Genomic DNA, 13,842 nt, shown 5'->3' with positions numbered 1-13,842 from the left:
ATGAGCACTGCGCGCGCCAGTATTTCCTATGCATTCGCCAAACGCCATGGCGTGGTGTTGCTTGGCGCCGACGAGGTCGCCCAGATCGGCCTGCGCGAGGGCGCCGCTGTGCAGGCCTTGATCGAGTTGCGTCGGGCGCTGGGCATGCCGTTGCAGGTGCGCACGCTGGCGCCGTCGGTGTTCGACCGGCATGTGTCGGAGATCTACGCCGATGCCGGGCTGGAGCAGGGCGTGCAGGTCGAAGCGCTGGACCTGCACGGCAGCCTGGATTCGTTGATCGACGATATTCCTGCCGCCGATCTGCTCGACAGCCAGGACGATGCGCCGATCATCCGCCTGATCAACGGCATCATCGCCGAAGCCGCGCGCCTGGGCGCCTCCGATGTGCATCTGGAATCCTACGAATCGCGCTTGCGCGTGCGCCTGCGCGTGGATGGGGTGATGCGCGAAGCGGCCACCTTGCCCGGGCGCATCGCGCCGCTGCTGGTGTCGCGGGTCAAGGTGATGGCACGGCTGGACATCGCCGAAAAACGCGTCCCGCAGGACGGCCGCGTGTCGCTGGTGATGGGGGCCAAAGCGTTGGACGTGCGCGTGGCCACCTTGCCCACGCGCAACAGCGAGCGGGTGGTGCTGCGTATCCTGGACAAGGAGCAGGGCACCTTGTCGTTGACGCAGCTGGGCATGCCCGCGGCAGTGATGCACACCGTGCAGCGCGCATTGCAGGTACCCAATGGAATCGTGCTGGTGACCGGCCCCACCGGCTCGGGCAAGACCACCACCTTGTACGCTGCGTTGAGCCTGCTCAACGATGGCTCGCGCAATATCCTCACCGTCGAAGACCCGGTGGAATACGCCATCGACGGCGTCGGCCAGACCCAGGTCAACGCGCGCGTGGGCATGACCTTTGCCGCCGGTCTGCGCGCCATCCTCCGCCAGGACCCGGACGTGGTGATGATCGGTGAGATCCGCGATGCCGAGACCGCGCAGATTGCGGTGCAGGCCAGTCTCACCGGCCATCTGGTGCTGTCCACCGTGCACACCAACGATGCGGTGGGCGCGGTCACGCGCCTGCGCGATATGGGGATCGAACCCTTTCTGCTGGCGTCGAGCCTGCGGCTGATTCTGGCGCAGCGGCTGGTGCGGCGGCTGTGCCCGCAGTGCCGCGCGCCGCGGCCACCGGACGCAGCCGCACGGCAGCTGCTTGCGGTCGGTGACGATGGCGGCACGACGGTGTACGCCGCGGTCGGCTGTGCGGTGTGCCATCACAGCGGTTATGCCGGGCGCGTGGGCATTTACGAAGCCATTGCGGTGGACGATGCGATGCGCCGCCTGATCGGCGACAACGCCGACGAGGATGCGCTTGCGGCAGTGGCCTTCGCACGCGCGCCGCGGTTGAGCGATGCGGCACGCGCCGCCGTGCTGCAAGGGCGCACCACGCTGGAAGAAGCCTTGCGCGTCACCCGCCAGCAGGACGATGCGCATGCCGCGGTTTGATTACACCGTGCTCGATCTGCACGGACGCAGCCGCCAGGGCGTGATCAGCGCCGACAACCTGCACAGCGCGCGTGCGCAGCTGGAACAGCGTCAGTGGGTGCCGGTGCGGGTCGATGCCGCTGCCGCTGCTGCCACCGCGGTGCGTGCGGCACGCTTCAGCGGCAAGGATCTGGTGTTGTTCACGCGTCAGCTTTCCACGCTGGTGGAAACCGCGCCATTGGAAGAAGCCTTGCGCACCATCGCCACGCAATCGGAGCGTCGTGGCGTGCGCCGCGTCACCAGCCAGACACATGGGCTGGTGGTCGAGGGCTTCCGCCTGTCCGATGCGATGGCACGCCAGGGCAATGCATTTCCGTCGCTGTATCGCGCCATGGTCGCCGCAGGCGAAAGCGCCGGTGCCTTGCCGCAGGTGCTGGAGCGGCTGGCCGATCTGCTCGAGCTGCAGGCGCAGGTGCGCAGCAAGCTGCAGTCCACCTTGGTCTACCCGGCCGCGTTGGCGCTGACGGCCGGTGCGGTGGTGATCGTGTTGATGACCTTCGTCGTCCCCAAGGTGGTGGACCAGTTCGATTCGATGGGCCGCGCCTTGCCATGGCTGACGCGCGCGGTGATCGGCGTGTCCAACGTCCTGCTGCATGCCGGCATCCCGCTACTGGTTGCGCTGGTGATTGCGGTCATCGCAGCGGTGCGTCTGCTCAAACGCCCGCCACTGCGGCTGGCTGCGGATCGCGCCATCCTGCGTGCGCCCTTGCTCGGCCGGTTGATCCGCGACCTGCACGCCGCACGCATGGCGCGCACGCTGGCGATCATGGTCAACAGCGGCCTGCCGCTGATGGAAGGCCTGATGATCGCCGCGCGCACCGTCGACAACCGCGCCTTGCGCCTGGCCACCGACAGCATGGTCACCGCGATCCGCGAGGGCGGGAGCCTGGCTGCGGCGATGAAGCGCGCCGGCGTGTTTCCGCCGACGCTGCTGTATATGGCCTCCAGCGGCGAAAACAGCGGGCGCCTGGCGCCGATGCTGGAACGCGCCGCCGATTACCTGGAGCGCGAGTTCGAGTCCTTCACCACCGCGGCGATGAGCCTGCTGGAGCCGGCCATCATCGTGCTGCTCGGCGGCGTGGTGGCGGTGATCGTGCTGTCGATCCTGTTGCCCATCCTGCAATTCAACACCCTCGCGCTTGGCTGAGCGCGGCCGCTTTCTCCGGAGATCCCCATGCAGTCCACCCAGTTTCGTGCACTTGCCGGCTCGCCTGTCTCGCGCAGTGGCGTGCGCGGTTTCACCCTGGTCGAGTTGATGGTGGTGATCGTCATCATCGGCCTGCTGGCCACCGTGGTGATGATCAACGTGATGCCCAGCCAGGACCGCGCCATGGTCGAAAAGGCGCGCGCGGATGTTGCGGTGCTGGAACAGGCGCTGGAAACCTATCGCCTGGACAACCTCACCTATCCGACCACCGAGCAGGGCTTGCAGGCCTTGCTCAGCCCGCCGGGCGGCCTGGCCCGGCCCGAGCGCTATCGGCAGGGCGGCTATATCCGCCGGTTGACTGAAGATCCATGGGGCCACGCGTATCACTACCGCCGCCCGGGCCGAACCGGTGGCTTCGACGTCTATTCCTTCGGTGCCGACGGCGCCGAAGGCGGCGATGCCGACAATGCCGACATCGGCAACTGGCGCTGAGGTGCCGCCGTGCTGACTGCATCAGCCAGCGCGCAGCGGATGGCGATATGCAGCTATCGCGTACGCATGCGCGGCTTCACCTTGCTCGAGCTGCTGGCGGTGCTGGTGATCACCGCACTTGCCAGCACCCTGGTGGTGATGACCTTGCCGGACACGCGGCAGGATCTGCACGATCAGGCCGACATGCTGGCCAGTGCGCTGGCCAATGCGCGCGACGAGGCGATCCTGAGCCTGCGCATGGTTGAAGTCACCATCGATGCGGGCGGCTATGCGTTTCGTCGCCAGGCGCAGCAACGCTGGGTTGCGCTGGATCAGACGCCGTTCGCCGCCACGCGCTGGCCTGCGGGCGTGCAGGCGCAGGTGCCGGGCGGCGGTACACAGCTGAGCGTCCGCTTCGACCCGACCGGTGCGGCCACGCCGCAACGCATCGCGCTGGGTGACGGGCAGCAACAGCTGCAGGTGATGGTGGATGCGGCCGGTGTGGTGCGGGTCGATGCGCCGGCTCGGTAACCAGCGCGCCTGCGCCGGATTTTCGCTGCTTGAGCTGATGGTCGCATTGGCCATCTTCGGCATGGCGGTGGTCGGGTTGTTGAATCTGTCGGGCGAGAGCACGCGCACGGCAGTGGTGCTGGAAGAACGCACGCTTGCCGCATTGGTTGCGGAAAATCAGGCGATCGAGGCGATGCTGGCGCCGGCCAACGCCGCAGTGGCGCCTGCACAAGGCCAGGACACGCTGGGTGGCCGTCGTTGGGACTGGAAACGCCAGGCGGTGCCGGCAAGCGCTGGCATGGTGCGGATCGAGGTGCGTGTGCGCGCCGCAGGACAGGCACAGCAGATTGCCAGCCTGAGCACATTGCGGAGTGTGCAATGAGCCGCCCGCAGCGCATGCAGGGCTTTACCCTGATCGAACTGCTGGTGGCGCTGGCGGTCTTTGCGCTGGTGGCCAGCGCCGCGGTGGTGGTGATGCGGCAAAGTATCGATCAGCGCGATGCGGTGCGTGTGCGCCTGCAGCAGGTGCGCGAACTGCAACTGGTCCATGGCCTGCTGCGCAGCGATCTGCAACAGGCCGCGGTACGGCGCACACGCAACAGCGATGGCAGCGCTGCGCGCACCGCGTTCGTTGCAGGTGCGCCCGGAACCCGAGGGCCGTTGTTCGGCTTTGTGCGGCGTGGCTGGAGCAATCCGGATCGGGCGCCGCGTGCGTCGCTGCAATACGTCGAGTACCGCATCGTCGACGGACGTCTGGAGCGCAGTGCGCGGCCGGCGCTGGATGGCGCGGTGGCCGGGGCGCCGCAGGTGCTGCTGCGCGGTGTGCGTTCGGCCGAGGTGGCGTTTCACTATCGCGCGCAGTGGAGCGATGGCTGGAGCGGCGGGCTGGAGGCGCTGCCGGATGCGCTGTCGCTGGAGCTGGATCTGGAGCAATGGGGCCACGTCCGTCAGTTGTTCCTGCTGCCGGAGGGGCGCGCATGAGCGCGCTGCGTGCCCCTGCGCAACAACGCGGCGTCGCATTGCTGACCGTGTTGTTGCTGGTGGCGGTGATGACGCTGCTGATGGTTGCGGTCTTGAACGACCTGCGCTTTGGCTTACGCCGCAGCGGCAACGCAGAGGCGATGACGCAGGCGCAGTGGTATGCGCTGGGCAGCGAAACGGTGGCGCGGCAACGCTTGCAGGCCTTGGCCAGGCGCGACCCGATGCGCACCACGCTGGAGGGCAGCTGGAACGACCAACCGATCAGCTTCCCGCTGGACGATGGACTGGTGAGCGTGCGGCTGCGCGATCGCGGCGGCTGCTTCAACCTCAATAGCGTGGTGATGGGCGCACCCGAGCAATGGCAACGCAGCGACGATGGCGTCAACCAATACCTGGCCTTGCTGGACGTGCTGGGTATCGCCCCGCAACAGGCGCAGGCGCTCACCGATGCACTGGTGGACTGGCTCGATAGCGACGCACAGCCTGGCGCGCAGGGGGCCGAAGACGACCGCTATCTGCAAGCGGCGGTGCCGCTACGCACCGGCGCGACCTTGTTGGCTGGCGTCAGCGAGCTGCGCGCCATCGTCGGTTACACGCCAGCGCTTGTGGAGCAGCTCCAGCCATATGTCTGTGCACTGCCCGAAGGGCGGCTGTCGCCGATCAACGTCAACACGCTGCGCCCCGACGATGCACCGGTGCTGGTGGCCGTGACCGAAGGCGCCGTGGAGTTGCCGGCCGCACGTCGCATCATCGCCGCGCGGCCGGTCGGCGGTTGGCGCGATGCAGCGGTGTTCTGGAAGCACCCCGCATTCCTGCAGGCGCAGTTACCCGACGCGGTGTTTCAGCAGATCGAATTGCGCACGTCCTATTTTTCCCTCTACAGCCAGGTCGACCATGCCGGTGCGCAGGTTCTGCTGGAGGCATTGCTGCAACAGGACCCTGCCGGCCGCGTGCGGTTGGTGGCACGTCAATGGAGCCCCGACGAATGAGTAGCATCCTGCTGTTGTTGCCGGCCGATGCCACAACGCAGCCCACCACCGTGCGCGTGGATGCACACGGCCACGTGTTGGCGCAGGATGCGTTGAACGCGCGACTCGCGCCAACAACGCAGACGGTGCTGGTGGTGCCCGGCGTGGATGTGCATCTGCGCTGGATGGCCTTGCCCGGGCGCAGTATTGCGCAATCGCTGGCTGCGGCGCGGCTGCAGCTGGCCGAGCATCTGGCAGGCGATGCACAGGCGCTGCATGTGGTGATCGCCGACCAGGCAGAGAGCGATGGCATGCGGCTGGTGGCCGCAGTGGATGGCTCGGTGATGCGGCAGTGGCTCGACCGTGCGGCAGCCCTGGGTGTCGTCCCCGATGCGGTCGTGCCCGACTGTCTGCTGCTGGCCGACGCGCCGCCGGATCAGCCGCCGACGCTGCTGCACTGGGATGGACGCTGGTTGTTGCGTGGCACGCGCATCGCCTGCAGCCTGGAGCCGCAGCTTGCGCAGGTGCTGGTCGCATCGCTTCCGATTGCAACGGCGCTGCCGCCGGAGCCGGATCCACTGCACGCCATCGCGCAGTTTGCGCGGCATGCCGCCACCGCGCCGATCAATCTGCGTCAGCAAGGCTTTGCCGCGTCAACGCCGCAGCGGGCGGGCCTGCGGCCACGCACGCTTGCGTGGTTGCTTGCGCTGCTGGTGCTCTCGCCTGCGCTTGTGATGGTGGCGCAGAGCCTGCGTTACGACATCGGCGCGCAGCTCCTGCAGCGGCGCAGCGCGCAACTGATGGGTACGCATGGCATCGCCCCCGGCGCTGACAAGACACGTCAGGCCGGTGCCGCGCAGAACGCATTCGCAACGCAACTGGCCGCCGTGTTCGCCGCAGTCCAAGCGGTACCGGGTGCGGAACTGGATGCGCTCGCTTACCAGCCACAAGGTCCGCTGCGCGTCACCTTGCTGCACAGCGACGCCGCGCAACTGGAGCACTTCACGGCCCAGCTCGGCCGCGCCGGCTGGCAGCTGCGCGCAGGCGCGGGCCAGCCCCGCGATGACAGACTCGCCACTTCGCTGGAACTGGAGCCGCCGCGATGAACATGTTGCAAGGGATGCCGGTGTGGTGGCAGGGTCGCGCACCGCGCGAACGCATCATGGTGTCGGTCATGGTTGTCGCCATCGCTGCCTTCATCGGCTGGTACGCGCTGCTGGTGCCGCTGCGGCACTGGCGCAGCAGCGCACAGGCACGGTATGACCAGGCCGCAGAGGCGCTGCTCGTCGCGCGCACGTCACACGCCGGTACAGTGGCCGCCATCCCGCTGGCGCGCATCGCGCAAAGCGCACGCGATGCCACGATCACCATCACCCGCCAACAGCGCAGTCCGACCGGAACGCTTGCAGTGCAGATCGACACCGTGACCAGCCCCGTCCTGTTCGCCTGGCTGGAACAGCTGCGCCAGCGTCACGGCCTGACGCCCTCGGCGCTTGAGATCCCCCGCCACGACGGGCAGCTGCAGGTGCGCTGCACGTTTTCGGGCATCGCGCCATGAGGGCAGTGCGTTGGTTGGTGCTGGGCAGCGCGCTGCTGGTCGTCGGCGTGCTCGCCACCTTGCCGCTGCGACTGGTGCTGCCGATGGACACGCTGCCGTTCACCGCGCTGGAAGCACAGGGCTCGATCTGGAACGGCACCTTGCGTGGCGTGACCTGGACCACCATGGACGTGGGCGATGTCGGCGTGCGTCTGCGCCCGCTGCCCTTGTTGCGCGGGCAGCGCCAGGTGCAGCTGCGCTCGGCTACCGCGCAGCTGGTGGCATTGCAAGGCGCCCGAGACGGTGTGCAGCAGGCCAACGGTCGCCTGTTGCTGCGCAAACCGGGCGGGGTAGCCTTGCTGGACCTGTCGATCGATCTGCGCGATGTGCATGCAGTGTTCGACGCCACACGATGTTCCCAGGCCGGCGGCGATGTCGCCCTGCAGGTGCTGCCCAACGCAGGTGGCGAAGCCGCCGGACTGCTGCCGTTGCGTCTGCGCGGCAGCCCGCGCTGCGTGGACGATGCCGTGGTGCTGGCGCTCGCGCCCGATGGCGGCCTGCCCGACGGCGTCGACCTCGGCGCCGAGCTGCGGCTGCAGCGCGATGGCCGCTGGCAGTGGCGCACCCAGGTCGAGCCCGGCAACGACACCGCGCTGCAGTTGGGCCTGCAACTGCTCGGCTTCGTCCAGACGCCGGAGCGTTGGCTGGTGCGCGTCGATCACGGGCAGCTGTAGCGCAGATCACTGCTGGCGCAGAGAGCGGGCAGGTTGCATGGCGCAGCGGTTTCAGCTGCCCGCTGGCGGCCTGGCCCAGACCTCCAGTGCCGGCAAATTGGTCTGATCTACCTGGCCACCCATCGGCCGGTCGCCACCACGCCTTGCCGAGGCTGCTGCCGATACGGCACCCCGTGCAACGCAGACCATTGCCCGCCGCGCCGATATTCACCGGCCAATCGCCGGGCGCGCCGGCAGGCCTCGCCAGCGCCGGCCCGACCGGTCCAGGCGGGCCGGCGCAGCGCAGGGCTGGTACGTTGCCGTGGATTGGTACTATATTGGACCTATCGAATTCGGGCAGGCGGGACTAACGAATGGCCAAGGCCAAGGCGGACGCCGACAAGCGACTGGACGACCTGCACCTGGACGCGTCCGCGCCAACCCCGCTGTACCTGCAGCTGGCCGGCAAGCTCACCGACGCCATTCGTGGCGGTCAGTGGAAGGCCGGCGAAGCGCTGCCGGCCGAGCGCCAGCTGTGCGAGCGCCTGCAGATCTCGCGGGTCACGCTGCGCCAGGCGGTCGATGTGCTGGTCGAACAAGGCCTGGTCTCGCGTCGGCAGGGTGCCGGCACCTTCGTCACCACGCAGATCCAGCACCAGCTCAGTGGTCTGACCAGTTTCAGCGAAACGCTGCGCATCAAGGGCTACGAGCCGGGTACGCGCTGGCTGGAGCGGCGCCTGCGCCCGGCGCATGGCGAAGAAATCCTGCGGCTGGGCCTGTCGCCGGATGCGGCGGTGGCTTCGCTGACCCGCCTGCGCAGCGCCGACGACCGTGTGATGGCCTACGAGCATGCGGTGCTGCCGCAACGCATCGTGGCCGACCCGCAGCAGGTGGGCGATTCGCTGTACAGCTATCTGGATGCGCAGGGCACGCCGGTGGTGCGCGCATTGCAGTACTTCCGCGCGATCAACCTGCCGGCGCGTCTGGCCGAACATCTACGCATGAAGACCGGCGAGGCGATCCTGCATGTGGTGCGCGTGGGCTACACCCGCGACGGCAGCGCGATCGAATTGACCGACACCTATTGCCATAACGACTTCTACGACTTCGTCGCCGAACTGCGCCGCTGACCCCAACGGCATTCCCTACGACAACCTCAGAGCCAGCCGATCCATGACTACCGCCAGGCCCGCAAATCCCGTTGTCTCGATCGCCATCGTCGGCGTGCTGTTTTTCATCATCGGCTTTTTCACCTGGATCAACGGGCCGCTGATCACCTTCGTGCGGCTGGCGTTCGACCTCAACGAGGTCAACGCGTTTCTGGTGCTGATGGTGTTCTACCTGTCGTACTTCTTTCTGGCGCTGCCGGCGTCGTGGATTCTCAAGCGCACCGGCATGAAGAAGGGCCTGGCGTTGAGTCTGGTGGTGATGGCCGTGGGCGCGGCCGGATTCGGCCAGTTCGCCACCCAGCGCTGGTATCCGGGCGCATTGGGCGGGCTGTTCGTGATCGGCAGTGGCCTGGCGCTGCTGCAGACCGCGATCAACCCGTACATCAGCATCCTGGGGCCGATCGAAAGCGCCGCACGCCGCATCGCCCTGATGGGCATCTGCAACAAGATCGCCGGCATCCTGGCGCCGATCCTGATCGGCTCGCTGGTGCTGCACGGCATTGGCGACCTGTCCGCGCAGGTCGCCAGTGCCGATGCGGCGACCAAGGAAACCCTGCTCACTGCCTTTGCCGCCAAGATCCATGCACCGTATCTGGTGATGTCCGGCGTGCTGCTGTTGCTGGCCATCGGCGTCCTGTTCTCGCCATTGCCCGAACTCAAGGCCTCCGAGGCCAACGCAACCCCCGGCGCTGCCGGCGTGCAGAAATCCAGCATCTTCCAGTTCCCGCATCTGTGGCTGGGCGTGTTGTGCCTGTTCGTGTATGTGGGCGTGGAGGTGATGGCCGGCGATGCCATCGGCACCTACGGGCATGGCTTCAACCTGCCGCTGGACAGCACCAAGCTGTTCACCTCCTACACGTTGGGCGCGATGCTGCTGGGCTACCTCGCGGGCCTGGCGTTGATCCCGACCGTCATTTCGCAGGCGCGTTACCTGAGCGTGTCGGCAGTGCTGGGCGTGCTGTTCTCGCTGGGTGCGTTGCTGACCCACGGCTACGTGTCGGTGGGCTTCGTCGCCGCGCTGGGCTTCGCCAACGCGATGATGTGGCCGGCGATCTTTCCGCTGGCCATTCGCGGCCTCGGCCGCTTCACCGAGATCGGTTCGGCCTTGCTGGTGATGGGGATTGCCGGCGGCGCGATCATTCCGCAGCTGTTTGCCATTCTCAAACAGCACTACGACTTCCAGGTCGTGTTCGCTGCGCTGATGGTGCCGTGCTATCTGTACATCCTGTTCTATTCGCTGCGCGGTCATCGCCTGGGCCTGCCGGCCCAGGCCAAGTGAGCGACGCGGCATGATGCGTTCCGACGACCAAGGCACTTCCATGCGCAGGCCCACCATCAAAGACGTCGCCGAGCGCGCCAAGGTCTCGTTGAAGACCGTGTCGCGTGTGATCAACAACGAGCCCTCGGTGATGCAGGCCACGCGTGCGCGCGTGCTGCGCGCCATCGCCGATCTCGACTACGAACCCGATCCGTCCGCACGCAATCTGCGTAGCGGCACGCCGTTCGTGATCGGCCTGGTCTACGACAACCCCAATCCGTATCACATCATCGGCATCCAGAACGGCGTATTGGCCGCCTGCCGCGAAACCGGCTTCGGCCTGCAGATCCATCCCTGCGATTCCACCTCGCCATTGCTGGCCGAAGAACTCGCCGAATGGGTGCAGCGCTCGCGGCTGGCCGGGGTGGTATTGACCGCGCCGATGTCCGAACGCCCCGAACTGCTCGCCGGCCTGGCCGCGCGCGGGATCAAGAGCGTGCGCATCATCGCGTCCACCGACGATCCCGGCGACGGCCCATGCGTGTATATCGACGACCGCGATGCCGCGTATGAAATCACCGAGCATCTGATCCAGCTCGGCCATCAACGCATCGGCTTCCTGTGGGGCGGCCCGCAGCATCGCTCCAGCGGCGAGCGCTATGCCGGCTACGAAGCGGCGTTGAAGGACTATGGCATTGCGCTGGACAAGCACCTGGTGATTCCCGGCGACTACACCTTCGACGATGGCTTCCGTGGCGCGCGTCGGTTGCTGTCGCTGCGCGAGCCGCCCACGGCCATCTTCGGCAGCAACGATGAAATCGCCGCCGGCGTGCTGGCTGCGGCCAAGTCCACCGGCATGAACGTGCCGTATCAGTTGTCGATCGCCGGCTTCGAAGACAGCCCGTTTTCGCGGCAGTCGTGGCCGGCATTGACCACCGCCAAGCAGGCCACCGACGACATCGCGCGGCACGCCGCACGCTTGTTGATCAGCCAGCTGCGCAGCGATGCCTACGACGACCAGCCCGCGCAATTGCAGAACCGCGGCTTCGTACCGCAACTGGTGGTACGCGGCTCCACTGCGCCGGCGCCCGCGTCCACCGGCAAACCCCTCCCTCCCGAATCCGCCTGAGCCCCGATGAGCCTCCCCACCGAAACGCAGACCTTGATGTTCCGCGAAGCCGCGCAGACCGCCGATGTGGTCGCCGCGCAATTCGCGCGCAATGCCGACACCATCGCTGCGCTTGCGCAATCGTTGCGCGACAACCCGCCGCCGTTCGTGGTGACCTGCGCGCGCGGCAGCTCCGATCACGCAGCGACCTATGCCAAGTACCTGTTCGAGACCCAGCTGGGCATCGTCACCGCCTCAGCATCGCCATCGGTGGGCTCGGTGTACGCAGCGCCGCTGCAACTGCGTGGCGCGCTGTACATCGTAATTTCGCAATCGGGCAAGAGTCCGGATCTGCTGCGTAATGCCGAGGCCGCCAAACTCGCCGGTGCGCGCGTGGTGGCTCTGGTCAATGTGGAAGATTCGCCGCTGGCGCAGCTGGCCGAGGTGGTGATTCCGCTCGGCGCCGGCCCGGAAAAAAGCGTTGCCGCCACCAAGAGTTACCTCGCCTCGCTCGCCGCGGTGCTGCACCTGGGTGCGGTGTGGAAGAACGACCCCGCACTGCTCGCTGCAGTGGACGCGTTGCCGCAACAGTTGCGCAGCGCCTGGCAGGCCGACTGGTCCGCGCTGACCACCGGTTTGACGCCCGCGCACAACCTGTTCGTGCTTGGCCGCGGGCTGGGCCTGGGTGCGGCGCAGGAAGCGGCCTTGAAATTCAAGGAAACCTGCGGCCTGCATGCCGAGGCCTACAGCTCGGCCGAGGTCAAACACGGGCCGATGGCATTGGTCGGCCCGGGCTTTCCGGTGCTGGTCTTTGCGCAGCCCGACGAAACCGGTGCCGGCACCCGCGCACTGGCCGAAGAATTCCGCGCGCGCGGCGCGCAGGTGTGGCTGGCCGCACCCGATGGCGATCTGCCGCTTGCCGATGCCGCGCATCCGGCGTGTGCGCCGCTGCTGACCGTGCAGAGCTTCTACCGCGCGATCAATGCGCTGGCGCTGCAGCGTGGCAACAATCCCGATTTACCGCCGCACTTGAACAAGGTCACGGAAACCGTTTGAACATGGATGCTTCCTGCACTCAGGCATTGTGCAATGCGCGCGTACTCACCGATGACGGCCTGCAGGATGGCCTGGCCGTGCTGCTGGACGGTGCGCAGATCCAGGCGATCGTGCCGGCCGACGACGTACGCGTTGCGCAGGCCGCCACGCGCTTGGATCTGGGCGGTGCGACCTTGCTGCCCGGCTTCATCGACATCCAGGTCAATGGCGGCGGCGGGGTGCTGTTCAACAATGCGCGCGACCCGCAGGCGCTGGCCACGATTGCCGCGGCGCATCGCCGCTTCGGCACGACCGGCATGCTGCCGACGCTGATCAGCGACACCGCGCAGGTGATGGCCGAAGCCATCGATGCCACCCGTGCGGCCATCGCGCAAGGCGTCCCCGGCGTGCTCGGCATCCATCTGGAAGGCCCGTACTTGAGCCCCGCACGCAAGGGCACCCACGACGCGCGCAAGTTCCGTCTGCCGGACGCGCACGAGATTGCCGTCGACACCTCGCTGGACAACGGCGTCACCTTGATCACGCTTGCGCCCGAGCGCGTGCCGCTGGATGACATCCGCGCGTTCGTGGCCGGTGGTGCGATCGTGTTCGCCGGCCACACCGCCGCGACCTACGAGCAGGCACGCGACGGCATCGCTGCCGGCGTGAGCGGATTTACCCACGTCTACAACGCGATGTCGCAGCTGGCAGGGCGCGAGCCCAACGCCGTGGGCGCCGCGCTGGAAGACCCGCAGGTGTGGTGCGGTGTCATCGTCGATGGCGTGCACGTGCACCCGGCCAGCCTGCGCGTGGCGTTGGCGGCCAAACCGCGCGGCAAGGTGCTGCTGGTCACCGACGCCATGCCGATGGTCGGCGCCGACAGCCCCAGCTTCGATCTGTATGGCGAAACCATCACCGCCGTGGACGGCGTGGTGCGCAATGCCGACGGCGCACTCGCCGGCTCGGCCCTGGACATGGCCACCGCAGTCCGCAACAGCGTGCAATGGCTGGGCGTGGATCTGGCCGAAGCCGCACGCATGGCCTCGACCTACCCCGCGCAATGCATCGGCCTGGGCGAACGCCTGGGCCGTATCGCACCCGGCTACCAGGCCGACCTGGTGCTGGTGGATGCGGATGTGCAGGTGCTGGGCACCTGGGTGGCCGGACAGCGCGAGTAAGCGTGATTGTCGCCGCGTGGATCTTCGCCGCGCGGCGAGTCGCTGTTGGTGGTTGGAACGCTACCGTCGTCGTGTTGCAATGGCGTGCGCCGACGTCCTTGAGGCGGCGAGGCGCGATTGCATACGCGCACCTGCCTGCCTCACAAGCGCGTTATCTGCGCATGCGCACTCCATCTGCGCACGCACGCAAAACACTTTGCATCGCAACATCTGCATGCGCAGCCTGCCAGCACT

General features: G+C 67.4%; 15 protein-coding genes. All 15 read left to right on the top strand.

The genetic code is table 11. The features are described from left to right. Entirely contained in the window at window positions 1-1,494 is a 1,494-nt protein-coding gene (gene gspE, locus Y887_RS12130; RefSeq protein ID WP_046964574.1) for a type II secretion system ATPase GspE, read from the top strand. Beyond that, the gene (gene gspF, locus Y887_RS12125) at window positions 1,481-2,680 is read left to right on the top strand and encodes a type II secretion system inner membrane protein GspF (RefSeq protein WP_046964594.1); all 1,200 of its coding nucleotides are present in this window, start codon (window positions 1,481-1,483) and stop codon (window positions 2,678-2,680) included. Before gspE ends, gspF begins: the two co-directional genes overlap by 14 nt. 27 nt (window positions 2,681-2,707) lie before the next feature. Further along, complete coding sequence (gene gspG / locus Y887_RS12120) at window positions 2,708-3,172, top strand: type II secretion system major pseudopilin GspG (RefSeq protein ID WP_046964573.1); 465 nt, start codon at window positions 2,708-2,710, stop codon at window positions 3,170-3,172. Window positions 3,173-3,238: 66 nt separating this feature from the next. Continuing rightward, window positions 3,239-3,682, top strand: coding sequence for a GspH/FimT family pseudopilin (locus Y887_RS12115; RefSeq protein ID WP_104612197.1), 444 nt, complete (start codon window positions 3,239-3,241; stop codon window positions 3,680-3,682). Then, window positions 3,666-4,043, top strand: coding sequence for a type II secretion system minor pseudopilin GspI (gene gspI / locus Y887_RS12110; protein WP_046964571.1), 378 nt, complete (start codon window positions 3,666-3,668; stop codon window positions 4,041-4,043). Before Y887_RS12115 ends, gspI begins: the two co-directional genes overlap by 17 nt. Then, window positions 4,040-4,642: a type II secretion system minor pseudopilin GspJ gene (gspJ, locus tag Y887_RS12105; RefSeq protein ID WP_046964570.1), complete on the top strand. Its 603-nt coding sequence runs from the start codon at window positions 4,040-4,042 to the stop codon at window positions 4,640-4,642. The genes gspI and gspJ overlap by 4 nt, the downstream gene beginning before the upstream one ends. Then, window positions 4,639-5,631 carry a type II secretion system minor pseudopilin GspK gene (gene gspK / locus Y887_RS12100; RefSeq protein WP_046964569.1) on the top strand — a complete coding sequence of 331 codons (993 nt, stop codon included), beginning with the start codon at window positions 4,639-4,641 and terminating at the stop codon, window positions 5,629-5,631. The genes gspJ and gspK overlap by 4 nt, the downstream gene beginning before the upstream one ends. After that, window positions 5,628-6,716 carry a type II secretion system protein GspL gene (gene gspL, locus Y887_RS12095; protein ID WP_046964568.1) on the top strand — a complete coding sequence of 363 codons (1,089 nt, stop codon included), beginning with the start codon at window positions 5,628-5,630 and terminating at the stop codon, window positions 6,714-6,716. Before gspK ends, gspL begins: the two co-directional genes overlap by 4 nt. Continuing rightward, window positions 6,713-7,168 carry a type II secretion system protein M gene (locus tag Y887_RS12090; protein ID WP_046964567.1) on the top strand — a complete coding sequence of 152 codons (456 nt, stop codon included), beginning with the start codon at window positions 6,713-6,715 and terminating at the stop codon, window positions 7,166-7,168. The genes gspL and Y887_RS12090 overlap by 4 nt, the downstream gene beginning before the upstream one ends. Then, window positions 7,165-7,881, top strand: coding sequence for a type II secretion system protein N (gene gspN / locus Y887_RS12085; protein WP_046964566.1), 717 nt, complete (start codon window positions 7,165-7,167; stop codon window positions 7,879-7,881). The genes Y887_RS12090 and gspN overlap by 4 nt, the downstream gene beginning before the upstream one ends. A gap of 386 nt (window positions 7,882-8,267) precedes the next feature. Continuing rightward, the gene (locus Y887_RS12080) at window positions 8,268-8,990 is read left to right on the top strand and encodes a GntR family transcriptional regulator (RefSeq protein ID WP_181113212.1); all 723 of its coding nucleotides are present in this window, start codon (window positions 8,268-8,270) and stop codon (window positions 8,988-8,990) included. 43 nt (window positions 8,991-9,033) lie between these two features. Beyond that, window positions 9,034-10,308, top strand: coding sequence for a sugar MFS transporter (locus Y887_RS12075; RefSeq protein ID WP_046964564.1), 1,275 nt, complete (start codon window positions 9,034-9,036; stop codon window positions 10,306-10,308). Window positions 10,309-10,348: 40 nt separating this feature from the next. Next, the gene (locus Y887_RS12070; RefSeq protein ID WP_046964593.1) at window positions 10,349-11,416 is read left to right on the top strand and encodes a LacI family DNA-binding transcriptional regulator; all 1,068 of its coding nucleotides are present in this window, start codon (window positions 10,349-10,351) and stop codon (window positions 11,414-11,416) included. A 6-nt stretch (window positions 11,417-11,422) separates the two neighbouring features. Continuing rightward, window positions 11,423-12,451 carry an SIS domain-containing protein gene (locus Y887_RS12065; RefSeq protein ID WP_046964563.1) on the top strand — a complete coding sequence of 343 codons (1,029 nt, stop codon included), beginning with the start codon at window positions 11,423-11,425 and terminating at the stop codon, window positions 12,449-12,451. A gap of 2 nt (window positions 12,452-12,453) precedes the next feature. Continuing rightward, window positions 12,454-13,608: an N-acetylglucosamine-6-phosphate deacetylase gene (gene nagA / locus Y887_RS12060; protein ID WP_046964562.1), complete on the top strand. Its 1,155-nt coding sequence runs from the start codon at window positions 12,454-12,456 to the stop codon at window positions 13,606-13,608. Window positions 13,609-13,842: the final 234 nt, after the last annotated feature.

Origin of the sequence: Xanthomonas pisi DSM 18956, from assembly GCF_001010415.1 — a bacterium.
Lineage (GTDB): Bacteria > Pseudomonadota > Gammaproteobacteria > Xanthomonadales > Xanthomonadaceae > Xanthomonas > Xanthomonas pisi.
The sequence above is the reverse complement of the archived record's forward strand: the minus strand, read 5'-3'. Positions and strand labels throughout refer to the sequence as shown.

Coding starts and splice junctions, on each gene's coding strand:
- gspJ (WP_046964570.1), top strand. CDS start 4,040: ATGAGCCGCCCGCAGCGCATGCAGGGCTTTACCCTGATCGAACTGCTG.
- Y887_RS12065 (WP_046964563.1), top strand. CDS start 11,423: ATGAGCCTCCCCACCGAAACGCAGACCTTGATGTTCCGCGAAGCCGCG.
- gspF (WP_046964594.1), top strand. CDS start 1,481: ATGCCGCGGTTTGATTACACCGTGCTCGATCTGCACGGACGCAGCCGC.
- Y887_RS12075 (WP_046964564.1), top strand. CDS start 9,034: ATGACTACCGCCAGGCCCGCAAATCCCGTTGTCTCGATCGCCATCGTC.
- gspN (WP_046964566.1), top strand. CDS start 7,165: ATGAGGGCAGTGCGTTGGTTGGTGCTGGGCAGCGCGCTGCTGGTCGTC.
- gspE (WP_046964574.1), top strand. CDS start 1: ATGAGCACTGCGCGCGCCAGTATTTCCTATGCATTCGCCAAACGCCAT.
- gspG (WP_046964573.1), top strand. CDS start 2,708: ATGCAGTCCACCCAGTTTCGTGCACTTGCCGGCTCGCCTGTCTCGCGC.
- Y887_RS12070 (WP_046964593.1), top strand. CDS start 10,349: ATGCGCAGGCCCACCATCAAAGACGTCGCCGAGCGCGCCAAGGTCTCG.
- Y887_RS12090 (WP_046964567.1), top strand. CDS start 6,713: ATGAACATGTTGCAAGGGATGCCGGTGTGGTGGCAGGGTCGCGCACCG.
- gspL (WP_046964568.1), top strand. CDS start 5,628: ATGAGTAGCATCCTGCTGTTGTTGCCGGCCGATGCCACAACGCAGCCC.
- nagA (WP_046964562.1), top strand. CDS start 12,454: ATGGATGCTTCCTGCACTCAGGCATTGTGCAATGCGCGCGTACTCACC.
- gspK (WP_046964569.1), top strand. CDS start 4,639: ATGAGCGCGCTGCGTGCCCCTGCGCAACAACGCGGCGTCGCATTGCTG.
- Y887_RS12115 (WP_104612197.1), top strand. CDS start 3,239: ATGCGCGGCTTCACCTTGCTCGAGCTGCTGGCGGTGCTGGTGATCACC.
- gspI (WP_046964571.1), top strand. CDS start 3,666: ATGCGCCGGCTCGGTAACCAGCGCGCCTGCGCCGGATTTTCGCTGCTT.